This is a genomic window from Planctomycetaceae bacterium (assembly GCA_039680605.1).
In the GTDB taxonomy this organism is placed as follows: Bacteria; Planctomycetota; Phycisphaerae; order SM23-33; family SM23-33; genus JAJFUU01.
This window is the reverse complement of sequence record JBDKTA010000044.1, coordinates 60956-86529: the sequence shown is the minus strand read 5'-3', so window position 1 is coordinate 86529 and position 25574 is coordinate 60956. Positions and strand designations below refer to the sequence as shown.

Sequence of the window (25574 nt, the reverse complement as noted above, 5' to 3'; positions counted from 1 at the left end):
TGACATGGGCGAGCGCTTTCCTTACTTATAAAGATCTACACTCCCCCCGCGGGAGGCGGGCAGAAGCTCATACCACGCCGCCAAGAACAGCGTTCCTCCGGGGAGCGTACAAAGAACACGACTCGTTGAGGACAGTCCATGATTGACGTTAAGAACCTCACCAAGTGGTACGGACCGGTGCTGGCGGTCGACAACATCTCCTTCCACATCGACAAGGGCGCCGTTGTCGGCTTCCTGGGCCCCAACGGCGCGGGCAAGAGCACCACGCTCAAGATCCTCACCTGCTATTTGCCCGCCACCAGCGGCAAGGTCACGGTCGCCGGGCATGACGTGCTCTCGCAGTCGCTGGAGGTGCGGCGCCAGGTGGGTTACATGCCCGAGTCGGTCCCGCTGTACGGCGAAATGCGCGTGCGCGACTACCTGATGTTCCGCGCGGCGCTGCGCGACATTCCCTCGGCCAAGCGCAAGGCTGCGGTCGAGCGCGTCGCCGAGCGGTGCTGGCTGAGCCAGCCTGAAGACATGATGCGGCGCCGCCTGGACGAACTGTCTCGCGGATACAAGCAGCGCGTGGGCCTGGCCGAGGTGCTGCTGCACAACCCGCCGGTGCTGGTGCTCGACGAGCCGACCATCGGCCTGGACCCCGCCCAGGTGCGGTCGATGCGCGAGCTGGTCAAGGAACTCGCCGGAGAGCACACCGTCATCCTCTCCAGCCACATCCTGGCCGAGGTCGAGCAGATCTGCAACCACCTGATCATCATCGCCGGCGGGCGGCTGGCCGCCAGCGGAACCCCCGCCCAGCTCCGCCAGAGAGTCACCGGTCCCTCCAGGGTCATCGCCGAACTGCGCGGCGCCGAAGGGGCGGACCTGGCCAAGGCCGTCAAGGCCCTCAAGGGCGTGCGCGAGGTCGAACATTCCGCCCACGGAAACTGGACGCGCCTGGTGATCGCCGGCGACCCCGACGCCGACCTGCGCGCCGACGTGGCGGCGATGGCCGCCGAGGCCGGTTACGCCCTGCGCGAGCTGCGACGCGAGGTTGGGTCGGTGGAAGATTACTTCGTCCAGATCACCTATCAGCAGAACATGCAGGCCGGCAACCGCGTTGCCACCGGTGCCTGACCCGAAGGAGCGATGAAGCGATGCTCAAGACCCTGGTGTTAGCCCGGCGGGAACTGGCGGCGTACTTCTTCTCGCCCGTGGCGTACGTGATCGGGGCGCTGTTCCTGTCCGGAAGCGCCGCGGTCTTCTTCTTCGGACTGAGCCCGCTGGGCATCCCCATCTTTGAGCCCGTGCTGGCCTCGGGGGCGACCGCCTCGCTGCGACCTCTCTTTGAAGCGATGGCCGCGATCATGGTCTTCGCCGCCCCGCTGCTGACGATGCGTCTGATGAGCGAGGAGTTCCGCAGCGGAACCATCGAGACGCTCATGACCGCCCCGGTCACCGACGCGCAGGTCGTGCTGGGCAAGTTCCTGGGCGTGATGGGCTTTTACGCCGCCCTGCTGGCCGGCACCACCGTGCTGCTGGCGGTGATGGCGGTCTACTCGCAGCCCGATCTGGGCGTGGCCGCCAGCGGATACATCGGCATGCTGCTGCTGGGGGCGGCGTTCCTGGCGGTGGGCCTGTTCGCCTCGACGCTGACGGAGTACCAGATCGTGGCCGTCATCGTCGGCGTGGCGATGCTGTCGGCCTTCGCCCTTCTGACGCAGTTCCTGATGACGCACCTGGGCGAGCCCTGGAATCTGCTGGCCGCCCGCCTCAGCGCGCTGGACTACTTCCGCTCATTCGCCCGCGGCACGCTCGACACGCGGGGGCTGGCGTTCTTCCTGACCACCGCGGCGCTGTTCCTGTTTTTGAGCATCAAAACACTGGAGTCCCGACGATGGCGATAACGCATCCCTCCCATGCCCCCACCAGCCTGATGGACCGCTCCGCCTCGCACCTGGCGGCGATGGCGTCGATGGCTGTTTCGCTGCTGGCCATCGCGGCCATCGTGACGGGCATGATCCTCTCCGCCAAGCTCAACGCCGCCCTCACCACGTACATGCTCGTCTGGCTGCTGCTGCTGGCGCTAGTGCTGGCGGGCGGCCTGCAGATGTTCAGGGGCCAGATCTGGGGGCTGTGGTTGAGCCTGATCTTCTACCTGGTAGTCTCCGGCGGAGCGATGGTGGCCCTGGTCGGGGCGATGCTCTCGGCCGACAAGGCCGGCCCATCTCCGGCGTGGTGGACGGACCTGGTCAAGGACACCGCCCTGCCCGGCGATGTCATCATGCTGCTGATTCCCCTGCTGGGCGCCGCGGCCATCATGAGCGTGATGATGGTGCGGGCGGCGGCGGCCGCCACGCGCTTGCGCTACGCCGCGATGGTCAGCGTGACGATCGCCGCGGCGGTCGCGGTGACGTTCGTGATCAACCTCATCGCCCAGAGCGACTACGCCCGCTGGAACATGGAAAGCACCGGCGCCGACGTCTCGGACCGTACCGCGCAGATTCTCGCGTCGCTGGACAAGCCCGTGACGCTGACGTGTGCGTATGCGGCGACGGACAAGGCCGGCGCCGAGCTGTCGCGCCAGTACGGCCCGCGCACGCTCGAGCTGCTGAGGGACATGGCCGACCGCTGCGATAAGATCAAGGTCGTCGACGCCACCAGCGACGTCGTCAGGGCCCGCGTGATCGCCCGCCTCAGCGCCGAGGAGTCCAGAAAGTTCGAGGCTCACGCCAGGTTCCTCAAGAGCTTCGACGCCCAGGGCAAGTCCATCTGCGACCAGCTCCTCCAGAACCGCCAGCAGTGGGAAAAGGCCTCCGGCGCCGCCTTCCTGAACCTCTGGAGCCTCACGCCCCGCGTCGCCGTCGTCCTCAACAACCAGTCCCAGCAGCTCTCGCAGACCCATCGACAGGTGCAGGCCGATCTGAAAGGCTCGGGCCTGCCCGATTACGCCAAGCTGACCGAAGAGGCCAAGACCTCCCTTGAGCAAGCCCACCAGGCCCTCGAAGAACTCTCCGTCCTGATGGTCCACCTCGAACAACTGCCCACCATGCTAACCAAGAACACCAAGGGAACCCTCGAAGCGGCCGACGAGGCGCTGACCGCCACCATGGCGATGGCTCGGGCCATCGGAACGCCCGAAAAGCCCGTCCCCGAGAACCCTTCAGCGGTCCTGGGCCAGTTCATCACCGCCGCACGTCAAGCGTCCGCCAAGACCGCCGCGGTCACCGCCGCCATCGGCCGCGCCGGTGGCGAAGAAAACAGCCGCATCATCAATAGCTGCATGGCAATGCAGGACGAGGTCGAGGAATCTCCGGACCGCCCCGACAAGGTCCGCGCAATGCTGGCGGTGATCTATCGCCAGCGGGCCGAGTTGATCAACGCCATGGTGACCGAGGCCGAGGATAACATCGCCGCCGCCAACACGCAGTTCCAGACGCAGACCGTCACGCGCATGCGCACGCGGGTGGTGTGGATGGCCCGCTCACTGCAGCAGTCGCGACAGAAGCTCGAACAGGCTCTGGCCACGCTCTCGAGCCCCGACAAGCTGTCCCAGAGTTTCTTCCGCCAGGCGCGCGAGGACACGCTCTTTGCCCCCGCCCACAAGACCCTCAAGGCACTGGTCGAGCAGGTCAACGCGCTGCCCAAGGTCGAGTCGACGTCGCTGGCGGCGGATCTGCGCAAAGACAACATCATCATCGTCGAGGTCGACGGCAAGAACAAGGTCATCGACTTCGACCAGGTCTGGCCGCCTCGCACCGCGGGGCCCGCCCTGCCCGGCAAGGACGAAACGCCGCGGGCATTCAACGGCGACACCGCCATCGCCTCGGCGATTCTGGCCAGGAGCGTCACGCCTTTCGCGACCGTGTGGCTGACGTACTGTGAGATCCCCTCGCCCCAGCGGAATCCTGAGGGATTCCCGCCGCTGTCACCAGAGCAGTTCAGCGCCTTGACGCAGCGGCTCGAGGAGAGCAACTTCGTCGTCAAGCGATGGAACCTGGCCCAGCCCAAACCGGCGCTGGCGGCAGGAGACCCGCCGGCGCAGGTGCTGCTGATTCTGCCGCCGCCGTCGGGGCCGGCCGATCCGCGGGATCCCAACAGCCGCTTTGGCGCGGTGCATGTCGATCGGCTCAAGAAGGCGATCGACTCGGGCATCGGGGCGGTCTTCATGGGCATGTTCCTGCAGCCGCGCCAGACGATGTACGGCGTGCCGCCGATGAGCCCGGCGTACATGCTCAACGATTACCTGCGCGATGACTGGGGCATCGAGGTCAAGAGCGAGTTCCTGGTGATACCCGCCGCGACCGATCCCAGCGACCCCCAGCGGTTCAGGATCAACCTCCAACGCATCAACTACACGCCGCTCAACGAGTACAGCAATCACCCCATCGGTAAGCCGCTCCAGGGGCAGCGAACGCTCTGGCAGGCCATTTGCCCTCTCGATCAGGTCTCGACGAAGATTCCGAATGTCACGGTCACGCCGCTGCTGGCGGTTCCGGCCAGGAACGACACCTGGGCCACCGCGCGACTGCCCGAACTGCTCGATCGTTTCCGCAGCACCAACGACAGCCAGATCTGGCCCGACTACCAGAAGGGCGATCTTCCTACACCCTTCCCCGTTGCCCTGGCGGCCTCGCGGGATAGCGCAGCCAACTCCCAGTCCAAGCCCTCGGCGACCACGCAAAGCGCCGCGGGCGCCGGTTCCGGGCGCATCGTCGTGCTGGGGCTGACGCTGGGGCTCATCGACGGTTATCTCGACCAGGATGTGGGATTCATAGACGCCAAGGGCCTGGCCGACCGTCAGCCCGCCCCGTGGACCAACGCCGACCTGGTCATCAACAGCGTCTACTGGCTGATCGGGCAGACGAACTACATCGCCACCGGACCGGCCAACGCCGATGTCGTCGTCATCAACGACCAGTCGCGCCGCCTCCTGGCGGTGCTGCTGATCGGCGTGCTGCCGCTGCTGGTGGTGGTAGCCGGCGTGACGATCATGACGCTGCGCCGCTGAAGGGATTTCAAGAAAGCTGTTTCTGCTCCAGAAAGACCAGACGATGAAACCCAAAACCGCTATCGCTCTGACGCTGATCCTCGTGCTGTGCCTGGGATACATCCTGGTGCGCCATTCGACCCTGCTGAACGTCGCCGACGACGCCCCGGCCGACGAGCGGCTCCTGAGCCCGGGGACGAGCAAGATCGTCGCCGTCCGGATCACCGACGCCGCCGGAGCCTCCATCGACTTCTCCCGGCGCGGCAACGAGTGGCACGTCGAGCGGCCTTACCAGGCCAAGGCCCAGTCCTGGCGCGTCAACCGCATGATCGACGAGATCCAGTCGCTTAAAGCCACCACCGCCGCCGGAATCGACAACGACCTGTCGGGGCTGGACAAGCCACTGTGGATCCTCACCTTCACGGATGAGGCGGGCAAGAACCACGTCATCGAGGTCGGGCGCCAAACCCCGATCATGGGCGTCAGCCAGACGCGGACCTACGTGCATGTCCCCGGGCATGACCCGGCATGGGTGGCGTACGATTTCGCACGGGACCTCGACCAGCCGGCAAGCGTCTACCGCGACAAGGTCTTCGTAGACCTGCCCACCACCGCCGTGACCCGCGTCAGCGTCAGGGGCAAGAACAGCTTTGAACTGTCCCGCCGGGGCGGCCGATGGCAGATCGTCGCCCCCGTCGTGGCCGAGGCCAGCGACGAGGGCGTCGACGACCTGCTGCGCCGGGCCTGCCGCATCGAAGCCGACGACGTGGTCGCCAGCGGCGAGTCGGACCTGGCCTTGTACGGTCTGGCGGCGGGGCAGGAGTCGCTGCTGGTGACGCTGTGGCAGAAGGGCGCTGCAACGCAGCCGGCCTCGACGCGCGCCTCGGCGCCGGCCCAGACGCCGCTGACCATCGCCCTGGGCGCGAAGAGCACAGACCAAATCTACGCCCGCCGCACCGACTCGCCCAGCGTGTTCCTGGTGCCCGCCTCGCTGATGGACGCCCTCCAGCCGCCGCTGATGGCGCTGCGGCAAAGGCAGGTGCTCGACTTCGACGCCGACGCCGTCAACGAGATCGTGATCGAAGCCCAAGGCAAGAGCGCCACGCTCGTCTCGACGACGGGACGCTGGGCCATGACCGCCCCGTACGCGACGGCTGCCAATGAGGCTCAGATTGCTTCGCTGCTGGCGGGCTTGGCGGGGCTGCGGGCAGAGGACTTCAGCGACAGTCTCACCGCGGGCCTGACAACCCCGCGGGCGGTGATTTCGCTGGCCTTGAAGGGCTCCAAGCATCGCCTGACCTTGCGCATCGGCGGCAAGAGCCCCTCGGGCGAGATGACCTACGTTCAGGCCGGCGAGACGGCGCCGGTGGCGGTGGTGCCCACGCGGACGATCGACCCCCTGGCGCTGGAACCGGCTGCCTATCGCGACAACGTGCTGCTGAATATTCCTGCCTCAGAGCAGATCGTGCAGATCGACGTCAACCGCTCCGGCAGCGTCTTCTCCGTCCGCAAAGACGACGCGGGCTGGAAGATGCTCGCCCCGATCTCCGCGGCGGCCGACGACGGAAACATAGACAAGCTCGCCCGCCGCGTGCGAAAGCTGGCGGCATCGAAGATCATCTTCCTGGGAAACGAGCCGCCCGAGAAGTTCATCAAGGCTCCTGAGAGCATCACGCTGACGCTGACGACCCGCGAGGCGCCCGCGGCCACCGGGCCGGCAACGGCCGCCTCCCAGCCGAAAAACCGGACCTATGCCCTTCAGGTCGTGCGGCAGGAGGGCAAGATCTACGCCATCCACACCGGCGCGACGCCCGCCGCCGTCGGTGAGATGCCCGCGACGTTCTTCGATGAACTCTCGACCGAACTGCGCAGCCGCTCGGTCTGGAATATCCAGTCCCAGACCGTCGGCGAAATTCGCTTTATCGCCGGCGACGAGACGCTGGCGGTGCGAAAAGACGGCCAGGCCTGGACGTATCCCAAGGATCCCTACGTCAAGCTCGACACCGGCGAGATCAGCGCCTTCCTGGCCCAGGCGGGCAAGCTGCAGGCCGACGCCTTCGTCGACTACAAGACCCGCGATTTGCCCAAGTACCGCCTGGACAACCCCTGGTTCTGCGTTGAACTGGTGCAGACCGACGGCAAGATCCGACGCGTCATGGTCTCCCACATCGGCCAGAACAACCGCGACAATCGCTACGCGGTCGTCGAAGGGCTCGACGGCATCTTCACGATCTCATCAAAGACCGCCGCGAGCCTGATCAAGAAGCTCGGCGACCTCAAAGCCAAACCGTAGCAGCACGGGCGTCTCGCCCGTGAGTAGCATGGGCGTCTCGCCCATGTCTTGCTGTGTGGCAAGGGCGTCTCGCCCATGCTCTTGCTGTGTGGCATGGGCGTCTCGCCCATGCTCTTGCTGTGTGGCATGGGCGTCTCGCCCATGCTCCCCGAATTCTTGCATCTCAGGAAGACGCACAACCCTGAAATAGTGCCCCCGCGCCGTTCGTTTGATATGATACCGGGTTGTCGCACAAAGGGACGCATGGCTATGAAAACATTGGCATCTCTGATCGTTCTGGCTCTGGCGAGCGCCGCATTGGCAGCCGAGGGCGCACGCTCGGAAGAAATGAAAGATCTCGCCCAGCAGGCCCAGTCCCTGGCGCAGAAATGGCTGGACGGGCCTGCGACCCGGCAGTCCCTGGATAACTGGATCAAGCAGCGCCCCGCCAGTTCCAGGCTTGAACTGCTCATGAAGGACCTGTGGTACGACGGCGAGTCGGTCGGCATCCTGGAGACGCTTCTTCGCCAGCGCCAAGCCACCCCCGCCGATCTCTACGCCGCCAACTGCCTCCTGCGACCGCTGCTCAACGCCAAGACCGATGTCGTCCGCAAGGCCATGCCCGCGGTGCAGGCCCTCCACCAGCGCCTGGGCAAGTACGAGCCCATGCCCCAGTACACCCCCCCTCAACTCGACAAGCTCAAAGACAATCCCCAGGACAAAACCCAGGACCCCGCCAAGCTGCGCCAGGCCCGCATCGAGAAACTTAAGAAGGATCTCGCCGCCAAATTCCACAACGAGCAGGCCGCCGTCCTGGCCCGCACCCTCGGGCGACTGATGGTCTATGCCGACCAGGCCGAGACCGACAAGCAACTCATCGAGATGATCATCACGGCCGAGAGCGACAGGCTGTGGGACTACACCGTCATGCTCGAAGCCGTCCGCAGCGAGTCGGCCACCATGAAGAAGGAGCGCTCGGACCGATTCTATCAGGCGTTCTACACGCTTTGGAAAGAAGTGCTCCAACGCCAGGACCGAGTGCGGAAGTACGCCGACCCGGCGGCCGCCAAGATCACAGCCGAGGGCGCGCCGGAAGAGGTGACGCACCAGGACAACGCCGGCGAGCGGCTGCTCAAGGTGCTCAACCAGCTCGCGGTGACGGCGCGGCAACCGGCGCTGCAGAACCCGCGCCCGCGCAAATCCCAGAAGCAGCCCGACGCGCGACGGCAACGCTGAACCCATGCAGAGCGACCAACATCCCACGCGACTGATCTGCTGCCTGACCTCGCCCACCGCGCGCCAGATGCGCCAGGACATGGAAACCGCCGCCGCGCGCGGGGCCGACACTGTCGAGTGCCGCCTCGATTACCTCGACCGCCTGCCCGACGACGCACAGCTTGAACGCCTGTTGAAAGAACCCCCCGCCGCCGTTATCGTCACCTGCCGCCCCACGCGCGAGGGCGGACGCTACGACGGCGACGAATACGCCCGCCTCCGCGTGCTCTGCCGTGCCGCCAACCTCGGCGCCACCGTCGATATCGAACGAGACGTGCCCGTCGCTGAAGCCCTGGCCGTCGCCAACGCAGCCCGGCAGTCGCAGATCATCCGCAGCCATCACGACTTCAACGCCGTGCCCGACAATCTCGACCAGCTCGTCGCGGAGATGGAGCAGTCGGCCGGCACCGTCACCAAGATCGTCTTCACGCCCTCGCGAGCGGAAGACGGCTTTCGCCCGCTGGACCTGCTGCGGTCACGGTCGCGCGACATGATCGCCCTGGCGATGGGCGAGGCGGGCATTGTCAGCCGCATCCTGGGGCGGAAGTTCGGCGCGTACGGAACCTTCACCACGTTGAATGACACCGCCTCGACCGCGCCGGGGCAGGTCAACATCGACCTCATGCGGAACCTGTACCGCTGGCAGAGCATTAACGAACGCACTGCCGTCTACGGCGTTGTCGGCTGTCCCATCGCCCATTCACTGAGCCCGGCGATCCACAACGCGGCGTTCGAAGCGGCCGCCGTCAACGCCGTGTACGTGCCCATGCTGGTGCAGAGCGGCGCGGACAATTTCAACCGCTTCATGGACGCGTTGCTGGAGCGCCCCTGGCTGGACTGGCGCGGGCTCAGCGTGACGATCCCGCACAAGGAAGCCGCCCTGGCGTACGTCGGGCCGGCCAACTGCGAACCGCTGGCGGCGATGATCGGCGCGGTCAACACGATCACCATTGGACCGGGTGGAACCCTCAGCGGGCGCAACACGGATTATGCAGCCGCCATCGACGCGCTGTGCAACGCCATGTCACTTCGTCGCGAGGAACTGCTCGACCGTCCGGTCGCCGTGCTCGGCGCCGGCGGCGCCGCGCGGGCGGTCGTGGCGGCGCTGGTGCATTACGGGGCGCAGGTCACCGTCTACAATCGCACGCTCTCCCGCGCCAAGGCGCTGGCGGAGGAGTTCTTCTGCACGGCGAAGGACTGGAGCCGCGTCGCGTCGCTGGAGGCGCAGGTCGTGATCAACTGCACGTCGATCGGAATGCATCCGGGCGTGGACGACTCACCGCTGGCGCAGGTTCCGCCGGGCGTCGAAGTCATCTTCGACACGATCTACAACCCCATCGAGACCAAGCTGCTGAAGACTGCCCGCGCCGCCGGGTGCAGGACCGTCAGCGGCGTGGACATGTTCGTCAACCAGGCGGTCGCGCAATTCGAAACCTGGACAGGGATTCAAGCCCCCCGAGAGATCATGCGCAGCGTGGTATTGAAGAAGCTGCAAAGCTAGTCTCTGCAAGTGTGCGCGTTTTTGGACTGGTCACTTCAGTGACTCAGCGTTCCGATGATCTCGCGGATGGACGAGCAGTTGTGCCGGCGGAGATAATCGGCGATCCCGTTCTTGATCTCCACGATGCAGGCGGGGTTGACGAACAGGGCGGTTCCCACCGCAAGAGCGGTCGCTCCGGCGAGCAGGAACTCGACGGCGTCGCGGGCGTACTGGATCCCGCCCATCCCGATGATCGGAATGCCCGCCGCCTTGGCGACTTTGGTGTAGACCTCATGCACCATTCGCACGGCGATGGGGCGGATCGCCGGACCGGACAGACCGCCGGTGCGGTTGCCCAGGATCGCCCGGCGCTTCTCGATGTCGATCGCCATGGCGGTGAAGGTGTTGATCATGCTCAGGGCGTCGGCGCCGGCCTCGACGGCGGCGCGGGCGGTGGCGCTGATGTCGGTGACGTTGGGCGAGAGCTTGACGATCAGGATGTTCTTGCGGCAGACCTTGCGCAGCGCGGAGGTCACCTTCTGCACCTGCGCCGGGTCGGTTCCGAACTGGATCCCGCCTTCCTTGACGTTGGGGCAGGAGATGTTCAGTTCCACCCCGCGCACCACCGCGACGCCTTCCAGCGCCTCGGCGACGGCGATGTAATCTTCGACCGTCGTACCGGCGACATTGACGAAGACCGGCAGCTTGAGCTTCTCCAGCAGCGGGACTTTTTCGCTGATAAACGCCTGCAGCCCCACGTTGGCCAGCCCGATGGCATTGAGCGTCCCGGCTCGCGTCTCGACGACGCGGGGGTAGTCATTGCCCTGCCGCGGCGCCACGGTGATGCTCTTGGTGACGAAGGCGCCCAGCTCGCCCAGGTCCAGAAAGTCCGCGTACTCGTCGGCGTAGCCGCACGTGCCGCTGGCGGTCATCAGCGGGTTCTGCAAGGCGACACCCGCGATTTCAACAGACAGGTCAGGCTTGTTGGCGATATCCGTCATGCACGCCGATGATACCCTAATCCGCGAGCAAAAGAAAAGCGTCGACTAACGTGCGTCGCATGTGGAGTGCGGCGGCCTCAGCCGCCGCTTTCGATGCTTCTGGCGGACGCTGCCGCACTCCACATGCGGCGCGCCGAGCTCTTACTTGATGTTGTACGTCTGCCCGCGCAGGGTCACCAGCAGTTCCTCGTCGGCGCGCTGGGATGCCATCAGGCGGTTTTGCTCGACCGTGTTGCCGTGGATGAGCTTGAAGTACTCGTCGCTGTAGCGGTGGATGGTCTGGATCTTGTCGCGGTCCTTTTCCATGTCCACCTTGGCGGCGCTGTCAGCCACCCACACGTTGCCGCGGCGGTAGAGCGTCTGGTTGTCGACGCTGCGGACGCTGTCGGCCTTTTCCTTCTTGTCGGCCTCATACGCCCGCACGGTGGTGTTGCCGTAGACGCTGGCGTTGCCGGCGCTCTTCCCGGCGCCGCTGGCGGAATACTCCGGCGCCTCGGCCGCCGGGGCGGGAGCGTCGGCCGAATTGAGGCTCTGCCGGGCCTTGGCGGCCACCTGGGCGTGGGCGCCCGAGACATCCTTATACCGTTCGAGCGACTCGTTCGCGCTGGCGCGGACGCTTGGGGCGTCATGCAGGGCGGTCCGTTCGTCGGCCAGGAAGCTCGTGTAGGGCGTGATGATGCCATACTTGAGGCTCAGCTTGACCAGCTCGTCGATGACTTCCTGGTTCTTGCCATGAAGCTGGATCTGGTCGAGCAGGTATCCCACGCGTCGGACGGCCCAGAGTTTTTCCACGAAGCCGTACCGCAGATCCGGTCCGGGCGCACAGACGCTGACGGGATATTCGAACGTCTTGCTCTTGCCCAGGTAGTTGCCCCGCACCACCAGTTGGGTCTGGAAGGTTCCGCCGGCGCCGGCGGGGAGATCCTTGACCGAGTCAGCGTCGTAGCGCCCCACCAGCACGATCTGGTCGCCTTCGAACAGGTCGCCGAGCTTGCGCGGGTACAGGTCGCGCACCTTGAGCTTGCCGAACTCGGCCGACAGGTCCGTCATCACCGGGTTCTTGATCTTGTTGTACAGCGAACTGATCTTGGGCTCCATCGGCTCTTGAGGCTTGCAGTAGTCGCTGCGCCCGTCGTTCTGGCCGACGAGCTTGTCCAGCAGCCGCACGTTCACGTCGTACCCCACGCCCATGGCGAAGACGCGGGCGCTGACATCCTTGTTGGCCGCGGCGATCTCCTTGAGGATCTTGCCCTCGTCGGTCTCGCCGACGGTGGGCAGACCGTCGGTCATGAAGATCACGTACTTGGGGCGCGACGACGGCGAGCCCTTGATCGCCTTGAGGCTGAGCATCATCGCCTCGTGGATGTTGGTGCCCCCGCCGGCGTCGATGCGGTCCAGCGTCTCCAGCGCCCGCTCCACGTGCGCCTTGTCGGCGGCTACCAGTTCGTTGCCGAAGAACGCCTCGACCGAGTCGCTGTAGACCACGACGTTGAACTGGTCTTCCTTATTGAGGCTGTTGAGGACCTGTGCGGCGGCGGCCTTGGCCTGCTTGATCTTCTCGCCGTTCATGGAGCCGCTGCGATCAAGGGCCAGCACGATGTCCTTGGGCATGACATTCGTCTGGCTGTCGCGCGGGTTGGGGCTGACGAGCATGAGAAAGTAGCCGTCCTCTTTGGGCTGCGGCTGCGAGGTCAGCAGCGTGGCGGCCACCTTTTCGTCGGCGGCCTTGTAAAAGACCTGGAAGTCGGTCGCCGGGAGGGCGTCTTTGACTTCGAAGGTCGCCACGACGTGGCGCGGGTCGTTGCGTTTGACGTTGAGGTCGTGCGTGGGCGAGTAGACCGACGTGATGTCGCTCCTGGACTCGATGTCGACGCTGACCTTTACGCTGGAGATTTTCTTGGCCGAGAACTTCTCGGTATTGAGCGGGTACCACACCTCCACCAGGTCGCGGTCCTTGTGGCAGACGTTCTTGTAGTTGACCAGCACGCGGCAGGGTTTGCCCGGCTGGAGCGGAAAGGCGCTGGTCTTGTACAGGCCGAAGCCCACGTACTCCAGCAGGGCGGGGTCTTTCTTGGTGCGCACGATGTCTTCGTAGATGCGCCGGGCCTCGTCGGCCTTATACAGCTTGGCGGCGTACTCCTTGCCGTCGACCATGAGCGTCATCGAGTCGATGGCCGCGTCGGGCGGCACGGGGAAGACGTATTCCACCTCGAGCACGCCCGGGCCGGTGTTTTCGAAGGCCTGGTCGATGCTGACCATGGCGACCTGGTCGCGCACCTTGATGTCCACGTGGTGATACTTGACGGACCAGCTCCCTCGGATCTGGATGTGCGGACGGATCGGGATAATCATGCCGTCCGCCAGCGCCGCCGTTGATACCGCCATCGCCACCACTGCCGCCGCTACCGCTCTGAGATGAGTGTTCATGACTGGTCTCCACGCTGTTTTGTGGCATGGGCGTCTCGCCCATGCTCCCGTGTGGCATGGGCGTCTCGCCCATGCTCCTGCTTCTGTATGCCACAGAACTCTGACGCCCCGGCTGGCCGGCGGTTCCAACTTTGCGTAAAATTCAGGCGCTATGGCATCGCCCCTGTGTCAGTGTATAATCCGCCCGGTCGGGATTCTCCATCGTCGATGAGGGATTTCTTGGAATGAAAGTGTTCATGCTAGGCTGGGAGTTTCCCCCGCACATCACCGGCGGACTGGGAACCGCGTGCTTCGGACTGACCAAGGGTCTCGATGCCGTGGGCGTCGAGGTGGTCTTCGTGCTGCCCCAGTCGGTGCCCGGCGGCGAAACGTCCCACGTGCGGCTCAAGAGCCCCGCCGACATCATCGATGTCACCGCCGCCGCGGAAGAACGCACCTTCCGCGTCAAGGAACTGCCCAACGTCGAATTTCACCAGGTCGACGCCGTCCTCCAGCCGTACGCCCGCCCCGGAGCCACGGAACGAATCCCCGAGTTGCTCAGCGAGTTCGACATCCAGAGCCTGCACGAGTGCTTTCCGCAATCGGCCCAGGTCCACGCCGACGCGCCCCAGCCTCACGGTCCGCAGGACCTGCCCAAAGGCACCTTCGCCGCAGGCCCCGGCGCCCATTACGGCGGCGACCTGATCAGCCAGGTACACCGCTACGCGCGGCTGGCGCTGGAACTGGCCCGCACCGAGCAGTTCGACGTGATCCACGCCCACGACTGGATGACCTATCCGGCCGCCCTCGCCGTGGCGGCGGCCTCGCGAAAACCCCTGGTCGTACACGTGCATTCGACCGAGTTCGACCGCGCCGGCGAGAACGTCAACCAGCAGGTCTACGACATCGAGCGCATGGGCATGCATGCGGCCGCCGCGGTCGTGTGCGTCAGCCACCTGACCGAGAATATCGCCGTGTCTCGCTACGGCGTCGAGCGCGAGAAGTGCCACGTGGTCTATAACGCCGTCGAGTTCCCCGCCGAGGCCGACAGCGACGAGATCTACCGCCCCATCACGCGCAATGAAAAGATCGTGCTCTTCCTGGGCCGCCTGACCATGCAGAAGGGCCCGGAGTATTTCCTGCGCGCGGCCAAGAAGGTCGTCGAGCGGTACAAGAACGTTCGGTTCGTGATGGCCGGCAGCGGCGACATGATTGCCCAATGCGTGCGCGAGGTCGCCCAGCTCAAGCTCGGGCGCTATGTCGCTTTCACCGGGTTCCTGCGCGGCGCCGACGTCGCCCGCGTGTTCCAGCTCGCCGACCTGTACGTCATGCCCAGCGTGTCCGAACCGTTCGGGATCGCCCCGCTCGAGGCCCTGAGCCACAATGTTCCGGTCATCATCTCGCGCCAAAGCGGCGTGGCCGAAGTGCTCACGCACGCCCTGAAGGTCGACTTCTGGGACACCGACGAGATGGCCAACAAGATCCTGGCCGTGCTCAAGCACGCCCCCCTCCAGCGCGCCCTGCGACAGCACGGGCACATCGAGCTGCGCAAACTCTCCTGGAAAGACTCTGCCGCGAAACTCAAGGACCTCTACACGGGCCTGGTCGGGGCGACGCGGTAAAGCAGATCGGCAACCAGGGATCGCAACCGCTTTCAACAGCCGCGCCGGACCTCGCTGCGCCCGCGCCGCAAATTGCACCAGAGACCTTGTGGCGCATCGCGGCGCGCGCCGCACTTTGAACCGCATTTCTCAAAGCTTTTTCGCGCCTGATTTCCATGCCCCAGTTTTATAAGTCTTTATTTGTAAGCCTCTTATATGCTTCGCTTTAACGGAGTCGATCCTTTGGCACGGTCGTTGTTATTACATCGTTGCCGACGATTGGCGCCGGCGAAGCTGATTTAGAAAGGATCACCTTCATGAGTAACACGACAGTCAACAACGAGATCGTCCTCTTCCACGCCAGCCAGAGCCTGGTACTCCAGGTGGCTCAGTGGATCCGCCGGCACAGCCAGCACTCGTTGAGGCTCGTTTCGGCCAAGACGCCAGTGGCCATCGAGATGGCCTTGAGCAATGCCGCTGTCGTGATTACCGACGCCACAAGCGATGGGGACCTGGCGCTGGACGTTCTGGAGATCGCCAACGAACGCCTCGGGCGTCAGCACGCGGCTGTGTACACCGAAAAACGTCGCGACGACCTGGAGATCCAGGTCCGCCTTCGCGGGTCGCTGCTGCTGGCCGGACCGATGAGCCCGGCGGAATGGGAAGGCTTTTTTGAGCCGCTTCTGGGAGCGGCCACGCGAGCCGCCGCGAAAGAGTCTATGGCATCGGCAGGAGGTAATTAACCCCCCTACGATGCATTAGGAAAATGACTGAGCTGCAAACGCTGAAACGTAACTGGCTGCAAAGAAAGAAATTGAGAATTAGAGTCCACTGCGGACTTAACCGAATAAGACCTTTAGCCGGAGAACTGCAATGAAGACCACGACGACAAAACTGATTCTGGGCCTGATCCTGACCTCTGCTCTGATTGGCGCCGCCTCGACCGCCCGTGCCGAGATCATCGGCGGGATCGACTTCCCGCAGGGCGCTCTGTCCTTCGCTGATGCGGTGGTGTCGTACGCGCCGTTCAGCGATGGCCCGTCTATCCCCGATCCGCGTTGGATGGTTCCCGCCGACGCCCTGGGCACGCCGAACTACACCCCCCCGGCCCCTCAAGCCACCACGCACAACGAAGGCCAGTTCGTCTCGCTGGGCAATGGCGGTTTCCTGACGCTGCAGTTCATCAACAACAGGCTCACCGGCAGCGGCAACGCTGGGCACGACCTCTACATCTTTGAAGTCGGTCCTGAAGTTGAGAAGACCCACATCTGGATCAGCCAGAACAACATCGATTGGCTCTACGTGGGCTTCGTCGCCGGTGCCACCGGTGGCATCGATATCGACCCGGTGCTGACGGCCGAAAGCCTGCCCTACACGACCCAGTTTGCCTACGTGCGGCTGCAGGATGACGCGGCCCAGTATCCCGACACCGACCGCTACGGTTTCTACGCCGGTGCGGACATCGACGCGGTGGGCGCGATTTCCTCGACGATTCCCGAGCCTGCCACGCTGGTGCTGATGGGCGTGGCTGGAACGATCCTGGTCGTCCGCCGTCGCCAGGCCCGCAAGAACACCCTGTAACCCTGCAACGACACAGGAACGCTTAACCCCTAACGCTGAGAATGACCATGAACACGCGAACACACAACATGACGAACGGCCAACTGGCGGCTGCGGTGTTCGCGGGAACCTCCTCTCCGGCCAGCAACGAATCGGAGAGGAACATCGAAGTCGCCAAGACAGTTTGTGAAGCGGCATTTCGACCCTCAAGGTCCACCCTGGGAGCTACTGCCATGACTCGTCAGACGAACAACGCCATGCGTGCCTGCGGCCTGCTGATCGCCGCCGCGGCGGTCGCCATCCTCTCTTCAACGGCCCGGGCGGAGATTATCGGCGGCGTGGACTTTCCCGCCGGCGCCCTTTCGTTTGCCGATGCGGTCGTGAGCTACACCCCGGCGGTTGACACGCCCGACCCGGTGACGCTGGTGGGCCAGTCGCCCGACGCTCGTTGGCGCAACGCCGACGACGCTCTGGGCGCGCCCAACTACACGTCGCCGCCTTCCGGTGCGGCCACGCACAACCTCGGGCAGTTCGTCTCGCTGGGCAACGGCGGCACCCTGGTGGTCAAGTTCGTCGACAACGCCCTGACCGGCAGCGGCACCGCCAGTGCCGACCTGTACGTGTTCGAAGTGGGTCCGGTGGTCGAGGCCTCCTTCGTCTGGATCAGCACCAACAACGTCGACTGGCTGTACGCAGGTCGCATCGCCGGAAGCACCCGCGGGATCGACATCGATCCGGTCCTGGCGGCCGCTTCGCTTGCGACCACGACGATGTTCCAGTACGTGGCGATCCAGGACGACCGCTTTGATTATCCCGCGGCTGGCATGTACGGCTTCTACGCCGGGGCCGACATCGACGCCATCGGCGCCATCTCGTCGGTTCCGGTAGTTCCGGTGCCCGAGCCGGCGACGCTGGCCCTGTTGACGCTGGGCGGGGCGCTGGTGCTGTTCAACCGCCGCAACCGCAAGATTCGTTCGAGCAAGTAACCTTCACCGCAGGAACCGCAATGGTCAGCAGATCACAACAATTCGAAGAGATCATCCTGGTGTGCCCCTCGGCGTCGCTGGTGCGGCAACTGGGCGACTGGGCCCGCAATGACGAGCACTATGCCCTGTGCCTGTACCCCGGCAGCACGACCGACGGATTCCTTAAGGCTGTCGCCTCGGGCAATCGCACGATCATCGACGCGACCGAGACCGCCGACGACGCAATGGACGCCTTGACGATCGCCTTGCAGACGGAGCACCGGCCGATGGTCTACGTCGAGACGGGCGATCTGGCTCAGAAGATGGCGCCCCGCGGGGCGGCCGTGCTCCAGGGGCCCCTGAACGCAGGGCAATGGACGCGAGTGATCGAGGGGGATGAGGCGCGATAAAACATTGAGTCCGGCGATGATGATGCCGGTTCACATTCGAGTCCGGAGGAAAAAGCTTTGGAGCCGACCCTCGCCGCCGCGGTCGATTGCGGAGGCGACGGACGGGAGGTGTGCGGAGGTTGTTGTGGTGCAAGCTTGCCAACGGAGGGCGCGGCGGAGTGCCGAGGAACACTTCGCCGCGCCTGGCAGGCTCTTTTAACAGTGACGAGTTCACACAATGAATTGCCCTTTCGTTTAGTGCCTCCGCCGCGGCTTTTCCCCTTTGACCCGACGCTTTTCATTGACAGGCGAGGCGGTTGCCGCCAGAATGCCCCCTGAGGTGCCGGCCGGTTTTTGGGGTCGGTTCGTTTGAAGCAATCTGGAGCTCGCCGATGCCTACGCCAACGCCGATGGTCCCGCGAGGGACCTTGCCGATTCCGAAGTTGGATTGCATCGATTTTTCGCAACACTTCACCCCCGCGTATCTTGGTAACGGCCTGATCGGTCTGCGTCCGCAGGCCAATCCGCTCCGCCCCGCCGCGGCGCTGGTGACCGGGCAGGTTCCCGGCAGCGGCGAAGGCTCGGCCGAGGCAGCTTATCCCTTCGGCACGGACATCATCGCCGCGGGGACCAGCCTGCTGGACAACCCCCAGCGCGTGACGGTCATCAAGCAGAGCCTGGACATGGCCACCGGCGAGTTGACCACGCACATGAAGTTCGCCGCCGAGGGGCTGACGCTGGACGTCCAGGTGCTGCAGTTTCTTTCCCGCAGCGCCCCCAGCGTGGCCTGCCAGGAGATTCGCCTGACCGCCTTGGCCCAGGCGCAGATCGAGATCATCCCCCGTGTGGGCTCGCCCACGACTTTCGGCTTGGCGCTGGCCCAGCCGCAGCAGCGCAGCCTGCGCATCGAAAGCGGGCAGACGGGCGTCGTCCACACGCTGGCGGCCGTTGTGCCCGCCGCTTATCACCCCCAGCCGCAAGCGCACGCCCAGCGGATGGCGGCATGGGCGGGGGCGGTTGGTTTTAACGAGCTGTCGCGCCTCAACCGTCAGGCCTGGCTGGATCTGTGGCAGTCCCGCATCCGCCTCAGCGGCGATACGCAGGCCCAGCGGGCGCTGGACGCGGCCTTCTTCTACGTGCATTCCAGTTGCCACGCCTCGGCCCTGTGCGGCGTCAGCCCGATGGGCTTGAGTTCTGCCTGGCCCTACGGCGGGCGCGTGCTGGACGACATGGACTACTGGCTGCTGCCCGCCGTGGCGCCGGCGGCGCCCGATGCCGCCCAGGCCATGCTGCGGTTCCGACTGGCGTCGATTCCCTCAGCGCGGGCGGCGGGGCTTTTGCTGGGTCTGCAGGGGGCGATGTTTCCGCTGCAGGCGGCGGCCGGGGGCGAAGAAGGCTGCCCGCCCGCCGACTCCGCCGCCGGCGATCATCGCGCGACGCCGCGGGTGGCACTGGCGTTCTGGGAGTATTTCCTCGCCACCGGCGACGAAGACTTCCTCCGCCGCGCGGTCTGGCCGGTGCTGTCGGACTACGCGCGATGGATCGAAAGCCGCGGCCGCTTCACCGCCGAAGGCTTCGAGATCGTCAACGCCGACGCAACGCGAAACACCGCCGAGATGAACGTTCTCTGCCGCATGGCGCTGACCGCCGCCAGCCAGTGCGCCGCGACGATCGGCTACGACCCGCCGGGGGCATGGGCGCAACTTGCCGGGGCGATCGTGGTTCCTGTCGACGGCGCCACGGGCGCCATCGCCGGCGGCGATTCGCTGGCGCCACTGCTGTTGCACGATCCGGTAGAATACGGCGCCCTCGACGGCGAACTGCTGCGGCGGTCCCTGGAACGCCAGGCGCAACAAACCGCTGCCGCGACGGACGGACCGGCCGTTGCCGCCCGCGCCGCTGCCGCCGCCATCGCCGGCGATCGCGCCAAGGCCGCCGAACTGTTCCACCGCCTCTGCCAGGAAACGTGGGCAGCCCCCTACGGTCTCTGCGCGGGTCTTGCCGGACATCCTCACGACGAGCACCTCACCACGCACGCGGCGATGCTGATGGCCGCTATGTATGCCTTCACCGGGCTGCGCATCAGCGCCGGCGATTGGGCGCGATATCCCGCCAGGCTTCCGCAAGGGTGGGAGAAGATCGAGATCGGCCGACTGTGGCTCCGCGGCGCGCCGGTGCAGATGACGGCCGTCAACGGTCAGCGGGCTCGTCTGTCACATCATTGATTGGCGCGGGCGGCTCTTGTTGGAGTTGGGCAAAAAGCGGTTCGTCGGTGTGGGGCGGCTGGTGGTCGGCCCGGTCCTGGCTCTCAAGAAAGGCATCGAGATCATCCACCGTCACCGGCGGGGCTGAGGCATCGGGGTCGCCAGGCGCTGCGGCGGCGGGAGGTTCGTCGGCCGGCACAGCCTGGTCCAGAGGCGCCGCCGGCTCGACGGCGACCTCCGCGTCGTCTCGAATCTCGGCCATCCCCTCTTGCGGCGTCATGTGGCGTCTGGCCGAGACGGAGATGACCAGCCCGCCCATCACGGCGAGGATCAGCAATTGCGTGCCGCCGTACGAGACGAAAGGCAAGCCGATGCCCGTCGGGGGAAGAACGTTGAGGTTGACCGCCGCGTGCATGAGGGCCTGAAGGATGATGGCGAATCCCAGTGCCGCGGCCAGCACGCTGCCGAAGCGGTTGTTGGCCTTGACGGCGATGCTGCGGACATACCATGCCCACGCCGCCAGCAAGACAAAGAGCAGCAGCGAACCCATGAAGCCCCACTCTTCGCAGAAGATGGCGAAGATGTAGTCGGTGGTGCGCTCGGGCAGGTACCCGAGTTTCTGCACGCTGTTGCCGGGCCCTTTGCCGAACCACCCGCCGGAGGTGATGGCCAGCAGCGATTCTCGCACCTGATGCGAGGAGGGATTATCCTTGGACCAGGGATCCAGCCAGGCGGCGATGCGGGCCATCTTGGTCGCCAGGTGCGTGACGTAATACCAGAAGCCCACCGCCGCCGGGGGCAGCAGCGCGGCGAGGTAATACCACGGCACGCCCGCCAGCAGCAGCGTCATCAGCGCCGCGGCGCCGATGATTATGGCGGTGCCCATATCCTGCGTGATAACCAGACCCATCGCCACGCCGATCAGAACCGCCGCCCCCAGCAGCCACCGGCCTTGGCGGCATCGCTGGGGCCGCATCGTGAACAGCGCCGCCAGCAAGATCACCAGGGCATACTTGATCAACTCGGAGGGCTGGAACTGCAGGTTGTACTGCGGCGGCCCCAGGCGCACCCAGCGATAGTACGTGCCCATCTGCTTGCCCAGTCCGGGCACGAAGACCAGCAGCCCGGCGACCATCGTGATGCAGAAGATCACGATGGCAAGCCTGGGCATGGCGTTGCTGCCGCGGGCAAGGCGCCGATAATCAAAATGGCATACCGCCAGCAACACCAGCAGGGCCGCGCCGGCAAAGATCGTGTGCCGCACGTCAACTCGCGCGTACCAGGCGCCGGGTTCATTCACCGACGCCAGAGCGCTTTGTACGAGCACCACCCCCAGCGCCAGCAGCGCCAGCGTCACCAGCGCCAAGCCTCGTCCCAACGCGTTCTGCGCCAGGGTCAGCGGTTTGTCATCGGGCATCCCTGCCATCGCTATGCCTCGTCACTCGATCTTGAGCTTGAGCGTCGCCAGCGCCAGGGCCGCAAAAATCACCCCCAGCATCCAGAAGCGGACGACGACTTTGCTTTCGGCCCAGCCGCCCAGGTGAAAATGATGATGCAGCGGCGCGCAGCGGAAGACCCGGCGCCCCTCGCGCCCGCCGGGACCCTTGGTCATCTTGAAAACCGATATCTGGATCATCACGCTCAGCGCCTCGGTCACGAACACGCCGCCGGCGATGAACAGCAGCAGCTCCTGGCGCGTGACGACGGCGATATACCCGAGCATCCCCCCCAGCGGCAGCGACCCAGTGTCGCCCATGAACACGTGGGCCGGCGGCGAGTTCCACCACAGGAATCCCAGGCACGCCCCCAGCATCGAGGCGCACAGGATCGCCATCTCCACCACCGACCGGTCGATCAGCGGCAGGCGGAACAACTCGGTGAAGCGGACCGAACTGACCAGAAACGAGATCAGCAGAAAGACCACCGCCACAATGCCCAAACAACCGGCCGCCAGACCGTCCATGCCGTCGGTGAGATTCACGGCGTTGGACGTGCCGACCATCGTCAGGGTGGTGATGATGATGTGGGCGGTCAGTCCGATGGCGATGGGATCGGCCAGGAAGGGGAAGTAGAAGAATTGCGCCGGCTCGACCGCGCGGTAGTAGTGCCGCATGAAGATCGAGACCAGCAGGGCCAGGCCGATCTGAAAGACGAGCTTCTCCCAGCTTCGCAGCCCGTCGCGGGTGGGGGTTCCGGGGGCGTGGCGGAGCTTGAGCCAGTCGTCGATGCCGCCCAGGACGCCCAGCCAGATCAGCACCAGCAGCCCCATCCGGACGAACATGTTGCCAAAGACGTTGGCGAAGATGAGGATCGAGACGAGCATCGAAGCGACGATCAGGGCCCCGCCCATCGTGGGGGTGTTGGATTTGTGCCTCGTCAGTTCGTTGAGGTTGGCGTGGTCGAACTCCGGGCGGTCGCCCACCTTGTAGCGCACCAGCAGGCGGATGACGCGCGGCGCCAGCAGCACCACCAGCAGGAAACTCAAGACCCCCGCCCCCGCCAGACGCAGCAGGAGGGCTTCGTTCTTGGGCGATAGGAAGAGCCAGTAGATCACTTGGCGCCGTCCTTCGCCCGCCCCTTGCGGGCGCGCAGCGTGTCCGGGGCGCCCGCCAGGGCCGCGGCAATGGGCTCGATCAACCGCTCCATCTGCGCGCCGCGCGAGCCTTTGATCAGGATCGTGTCGCCCCGCTGCAGCAGGGCGCCGAGGTGATCGGCGAGGTGCTCGGGGCTTTTGAAGGCTTCGGCGGCCAAACCCGCCTCCGCCGCCGCCGCGGCCATCCGGGCGCCCAGCGGACCGGCGCCGATGAGCAGGTCGATCTTCAACTGGGCCAGCTTGCGTCCGACGTCTTCATGGAACGACTGGGACTTTCCGCCCAGTTCGAGCATGTCGCCGGCGATCATCACGCGGCGGCGCCCGGCGCTGTCGGCCAGCACGTCCGCCGCCGCCAGCATGCTGGCGGGGTTGGCGTTGTAGGCGTCGTTGATCAGCGTCGAGTGGCCCAGGTCCACGAACTGCAGGCGCATCTCCATGCCCTGGTAGTCGGCCAGGGCCTTGGCGGCCTCGCCCTGGGCGAACCCGAAGCGCTGCGCCACGGCGATGGCAGCCAGGGCATTCAAGGCGTTGTGCCTGCCGCAGACGCACAGGGTCACCTTGAGGCGGTTGTTGATGACGAACTCCTGCCCCGTGCCGCAGGGGGTGTAATTCGTCAGTCGCAGCGACGCCCCCGCCGAGGCGCCGAAGCGGATCACGTTGCACTTGTAGTTGGACAGCGCGCGGTCGAGTTCTTTGCTGTCGGCATTGACGATCGCCAGGCCGCGGGCGGCCAGGTGCGTCAGCAGCGCCGCCTTCTCCACCGCCACGTGCGTGACGCTGCCCAGGCCTTCGAGGTGGCTGGGGCTGACGGAGGTGATGACGGCCACGTTGGGCTGGCCGATCTGCGAGAGGCGGGCGATTTCGCCGTGGCTGCTGGTGCCCATCTCGCTGACGACGAAGTCGTCTTTGGGCTCGACGGCCAGCAGCGTCAGCGGCACGCCGATGTGGTTGTTGTGGTTCTTGAGCCCACACGAACCGGTCAGTCGCTTGGAGAGAATGTGGTGGATCATCCGCCGGACGGTGCTCTTGCCGTTGGAACCGGTGACAGCCACCACCGCCGCCGAAACGTGGCGGCGGTAGAAAGCGGCCAGATCGCCCAAAGCGGTCGTGGTGTCATCGACCGCCAGGACGCCCACGCCAAAGCGCTGCAGGATCTTCGCCGAGGGGCGGTAGTCCTTTGAGATAATCGCCGCGGTGCATCCGGCGTCGGCCGCCGCTGCCAGGTGGGAATGGCCGTCGTGGTTCTTTCCGACGATGGCGATGAAGAGCTCGCCCGCGCGGGCGGTTCGGGAGTCGATGCTGACGCCGAGGATTTTCTCGGAGGCGCCGCGGGTCAACCATCGTCCGTGGACGGCGCGTTGAATTTCCTCGCCCAACAACGGTTTCATGGCGCCTTGTCCCTCTGGGCAAGAAGCTGGCGGGCCACCTCGACGTCGTCAAAGTGAACTCTCCGCTTGCCGATAATCTGCTCGCACTCGTGCCCCTTGCCGGCGATGAGCACCACATCGCCCTTGCCGGCCCGCGAGATCGCCAGGGCGATCGCCGATCGCCGGTCGCTCTCGACCTCGACCTTCTCGGCGGCGTCGGGACCAAAGCCCGTCATGATCTCGTCGATGATCGCGGCGGGCTCTTCGCCGCGGGGGTTGTCGGAGGTGACCACCACGCGGTCGGCCATGCTCTGGGCCACCGCCGCCATCCGGGGTCGCTTGGTGCGGTCGCGATCGCCGCCGCAACCGAACACGACGATAATGCGCCCGCTGGTGATCGGGCGCAGTGCCCCCAGCACGTTGGCCAGCGCGTCATCGGTATGAGCGTAATCCACAAACACCTCAAAGGGCGCATCTGCCGGCACCCGTTCCAGCCGCCCGCGCACCAGCGACACCTGCTGGAGCCCCTGGGCGATGGTGTCCATCTCCACGCCCAGGCTCCGCGCCGCGGCGGCGGCCGCCACGCTGTTGGAAACGTTGTGGCGACCGATCAGCGGCGTGCGGATCCGCACCGACTGGCCGGCTTCAATCAGATCAAACTCCCCGCCGGTCTCATCGAGCCGCAGAATCTTGGCGTAGAGGTCGGCGGCTGAACTCAAACCATACCACATTACCCGCCCCGGTGCCGCATCCGCAAGAGCGTCGGCCGAGGGGTCGTCGCGATTGAGCACTGCCGTGGCGGTCGCGTCGAGCTGCTCGAAGAGCCTGCGCTTGGCGGCGGCGTAGGCCTCCATCGTTCCGTGGTAGTCCAGATGGTCGCCGGTGAGGTTGGTGAACACGCCGGTGCGGAAGGCGATTCCGGCCGCCCGATCCTGCGCCAGGGCGTGCGACGAGACCTCCATGACCAGGTACTGGCAGCCGCATCGGACCATCTCGTCGCAGGCCTGGGCGAGCATGAGCGGGCTGGGCGTGGTGGTCGGGGCGGGGATAAACCGCAGCCCCGTGCTGTAGCCGATCGTTCCCAAGCGCCCCACCCGCTGACCGCCGGCCTGCAGGATGCCCTCGAGCAGGCACGTGACGGTGGTCTTGCCGTTGGTTCCGGTGACGCCGACGGCGGTGAGCTTGCGCGCGGGCCAGGCCAGAAACGCCTGCGCCAGATGCCCCAGCGCCAGGTGGCTTTCGCCGACGATGGCATGGGGCATGCCGGCGGGCACGGCGGCGGGGTCCTGGCAGACGATGGCGGCGCATCCGGCGGCGACGGCGGCGGCGATGAACTTGTGCCCGTCGGCGGCAGTGCCCCGCACGGCGATGAAACACGAACCGCCGTGGCACTGGCGGGAGTCGTCGGTAAGATCGGCGACCTCGACGTCGCGCCCATGGCGCGTGTGCGGGATCCGGGACGATTTCAGAAGCTCAGAAAAACGCATAGCCG

Annotated in this window: 18 protein-coding genes; 12 read left to right on the top strand and 6 right to left on the bottom strand. The window is 65.7% G+C overall.

Annotated features, from left to right (window positions below; all coding sequences use genetic code 11):
• Positions 1–138 precede the first annotated feature (138 nt).
• From ABFD92_13245 to aroE, 6 genes are all read left to right on the top strand, one after another.
• On the top strand, positions 139–1116 hold the full coding sequence (locus ABFD92_13245; protein ID MEN6505504.1) for an ATP-binding cassette domain-containing protein: 978 nt from the start codon (positions 139–141) through the stop codon (positions 1114–1116).
• 20 nt (positions 1117–1136) lie between these two features.
• Entirely contained in the window at positions 1137–1886 is a 750-nt protein-coding gene (locus tag ABFD92_13240; protein ID MEN6505503.1) for an ABC transporter permease, read from the top strand.
• Positions 1877–4990, top strand: a complete 3114-nt coding sequence (locus ABFD92_13235) for a hypothetical protein (GenBank protein ID MEN6505502.1) — start codon at positions 1877–1879, stop codon at positions 4988–4990. Before ABFD92_13240 ends, ABFD92_13235 begins: the two co-directional genes overlap by 10 nt.
• A gap of 43 nt (positions 4991–5033) precedes the next feature.
• Positions 5034–7262, top strand: a complete 2229-nt coding sequence (locus ABFD92_13230; protein ID MEN6505501.1) for a DUF4340 domain-containing protein — start codon at positions 5034–5036, stop codon at positions 7260–7262.
• 249 nt (positions 7263–7511) lie between these two features.
• Positions 7512–8477 (top strand): hypothetical protein, encoded by a 966-nt coding sequence (locus ABFD92_13225; GenBank protein ID MEN6505500.1) that lies wholly within the window; start codon positions 7512–7514, stop codon positions 8475–8477.
• Positions 8478–8481: 4 nt separating this feature from the next.
• Positions 8482–10017, top strand: a complete 1536-nt coding sequence (gene aroE / locus ABFD92_13220; GenBank protein MEN6505499.1) for a shikimate dehydrogenase — start codon at positions 8482–8484, stop codon at positions 10015–10017.
• Between the two features lie 35 nt (positions 10018–10052).
• On the opposite strand, the gene ABFD92_13215 is transcribed toward aroE, so the two are convergent.
• The gene (locus ABFD92_13215; GenBank protein MEN6505498.1) at positions 10053–10997 is read right to left on the bottom strand and encodes a dihydroorotate dehydrogenase; all 945 of its coding nucleotides are present in this window, start codon (positions 10995–10997) and stop codon (positions 10053–10055) included.
• A gap of 141 nt (positions 10998–11138) precedes the next feature.
• A complete protein-coding gene (locus ABFD92_13210; GenBank protein ID MEN6505497.1) occupies positions 11139–13424 on the bottom strand; it encodes a VIT domain-containing protein in 2286 nt (761 codons plus the stop codon).
• A 224-nt stretch (positions 13425–13648) separates the two neighbouring features.
• Between ABFD92_13210 and ABFD92_13205 the strand changes: the two genes are divergently transcribed.
• From ABFD92_13205 to ABFD92_13180, 6 genes are all read left to right on the top strand, one after another.
• Positions 13649–15025 (top strand): glycosyltransferase, encoded by a 1377-nt coding sequence (locus tag ABFD92_13205; protein MEN6505496.1) that lies wholly within the window; start codon positions 13649–13651, stop codon positions 15023–15025.
• A 296-nt stretch (positions 15026–15321) separates the two neighbouring features.
• The gene (locus ABFD92_13200) at positions 15322–15747 is read left to right on the top strand and encodes a hypothetical protein (GenBank protein ID MEN6505495.1); all 426 of its coding nucleotides are present in this window, start codon (positions 15322–15324) and stop codon (positions 15745–15747) included.
• A gap of 130 nt (positions 15748–15877) precedes the next feature.
• Positions 15878–16585, top strand: a complete 708-nt coding sequence (locus ABFD92_13195; protein MEN6505494.1) for a PEP-CTERM sorting domain-containing protein — start codon at positions 15878–15880, stop codon at positions 16583–16585.
• A 212-nt stretch (positions 16586–16797) separates the two neighbouring features.
• Positions 16798–17550, top strand: coding sequence for a PEP-CTERM sorting domain-containing protein (locus ABFD92_13190; GenBank protein ID MEN6505493.1), 753 nt, complete (start codon positions 16798–16800; stop codon positions 17548–17550).
• 20 nt (positions 17551–17570) lie between these two features.
• Entirely contained in the window at positions 17571–17939 is a 369-nt protein-coding gene (locus tag ABFD92_13185) for a hypothetical protein (protein ID MEN6505492.1), read from the top strand.
• A 371-nt stretch (positions 17940–18310) separates the two neighbouring features.
• A complete protein-coding gene (locus ABFD92_13180) occupies positions 18311–20143 on the top strand; it encodes a hypothetical protein (protein MEN6505491.1) in 1833 nt (610 codons plus the stop codon).
• Here the strand turns inward: ABFD92_13180 and ABFD92_13175 are convergent.
• The 4 genes from ABFD92_13175 to ABFD92_13160 are packed head-to-tail and all read right to left on the bottom strand — an operon-like array spanning position 20109 to position 25569.
• Positions 20109–21539 (bottom strand): FtsW/RodA/SpoVE family cell cycle protein, encoded by a 1431-nt coding sequence (locus ABFD92_13175; GenBank protein MEN6505490.1) that lies wholly within the window; start codon positions 21537–21539, stop codon positions 20109–20111. The two genes, ABFD92_13180 and ABFD92_13175, sit on opposite strands and share 35 nt — an antisense overlap.
• Positions 21540–21560: 21 nt before the next feature.
• Positions 21561–22676, bottom strand: a complete 1116-nt coding sequence (gene mraY / locus ABFD92_13170; GenBank protein MEN6505489.1) for a phospho-N-acetylmuramoyl-pentapeptide-transferase — start codon at positions 22674–22676, stop codon at positions 21561–21563.
• A complete protein-coding gene (gene murF, locus ABFD92_13165) occupies positions 22673–24103 on the bottom strand; it encodes a UDP-N-acetylmuramoyl-tripeptide--D-alanyl-D-alanine ligase (protein ID MEN6505488.1) in 1431 nt (476 codons plus the stop codon). Before murF ends, mraY begins: the two co-directional genes overlap by 4 nt.
• Entirely contained in the window at positions 24100–25569 is a 1470-nt protein-coding gene (locus ABFD92_13160) for a UDP-N-acetylmuramoyl-L-alanyl-D-glutamate--2,6-diaminopimelate ligase (protein ID MEN6505487.1), read from the bottom strand. Before ABFD92_13160 ends, murF begins: the two co-directional genes overlap by 4 nt.
• Positions 25570–25574: the final 5 nt, after the last annotated feature.

What these genes read in the sequence shown, in the direction of transcription:
- ABFD92_13245 (MEN6505504.1), top strand. Translation starts at nt 139, where the DNA reads ATGATTGACGTTAAGAACCTCACCAAGTGGTACGGACCGGTGCTGGCG.
- ABFD92_13240 (MEN6505503.1), top strand. Translation starts at nt 1,137, where the DNA reads ATGCTCAAGACCCTGGTGTTAGCCCGGCGGGAACTGGCGGCGTACTTC.
- ABFD92_13235 (MEN6505502.1), top strand. Translation starts at nt 1,877, where the DNA reads ATGGCGATAACGCATCCCTCCCATGCCCCCACCAGCCTGATGGACCGC.
- ABFD92_13230 (MEN6505501.1), top strand. Translation starts at nt 5,034, where the DNA reads ATGAAACCCAAAACCGCTATCGCTCTGACGCTGATCCTCGTGCTGTGC.
- ABFD92_13225 (MEN6505500.1), top strand. Translation starts at nt 7,512, where the DNA reads ATGAAAACATTGGCATCTCTGATCGTTCTGGCTCTGGCGAGCGCCGCA.
- aroE (MEN6505499.1), top strand. Translation starts at nt 8,482, where the DNA reads ATGCAGAGCGACCAACATCCCACGCGACTGATCTGCTGCCTGACCTCG.
- ABFD92_13215 (MEN6505498.1), bottom strand. Translation starts at nt 10,997, where the DNA reads ATGACGGATATCGCCAACAAGCCTGACCTGTCTGTTGAAATCGCGGGT.
- ABFD92_13210 (MEN6505497.1), bottom strand. Translation starts at nt 13,424, where the DNA reads ATGAACACTCATCTCAGAGCGGTAGCGGCGGCAGTGGTGGCGATGGCG.
- ABFD92_13205 (MEN6505496.1), top strand. Translation starts at nt 13,649, where the DNA reads ATGAAAGTGTTCATGCTAGGCTGGGAGTTTCCCCCGCACATCACCGGC.
- ABFD92_13200 (MEN6505495.1), top strand. Translation starts at nt 15,322, where the DNA reads ATGAGTAACACGACAGTCAACAACGAGATCGTCCTCTTCCACGCCAGC.
- ABFD92_13195 (MEN6505494.1), top strand. Translation starts at nt 15,878, where the DNA reads ATGAAGACCACGACGACAAAACTGATTCTGGGCCTGATCCTGACCTCT.
- ABFD92_13190 (MEN6505493.1), top strand. Translation starts at nt 16,798, where the DNA reads ATGACTCGTCAGACGAACAACGCCATGCGTGCCTGCGGCCTGCTGATC.
- ABFD92_13185 (MEN6505492.1), top strand. Translation starts at nt 17,571, where the DNA reads ATGGTCAGCAGATCACAACAATTCGAAGAGATCATCCTGGTGTGCCCC.
- ABFD92_13180 (MEN6505491.1), top strand. Translation starts at nt 18,311, where the DNA reads ATGCCTACGCCAACGCCGATGGTCCCGCGAGGGACCTTGCCGATTCCG.
- ABFD92_13175 (MEN6505490.1), bottom strand. Translation starts at nt 21,539, where the DNA reads ATGCCCGATGACAAACCGCTGACCCTGGCGCAGAACGCGTTGGGACGA.
- murF (MEN6505488.1), bottom strand. Translation starts at nt 24,103, where the DNA reads ATGAAACCGTTGTTGGGCGAGGAAATTCAACGCGCCGTCCACGGACGA.
- ABFD92_13160 (MEN6505487.1), bottom strand. Translation starts at nt 25,569, where the DNA reads ATGCGTTTTTCTGAGCTTCTGAAATCGTCCCGGATCCCGCACACGCGC.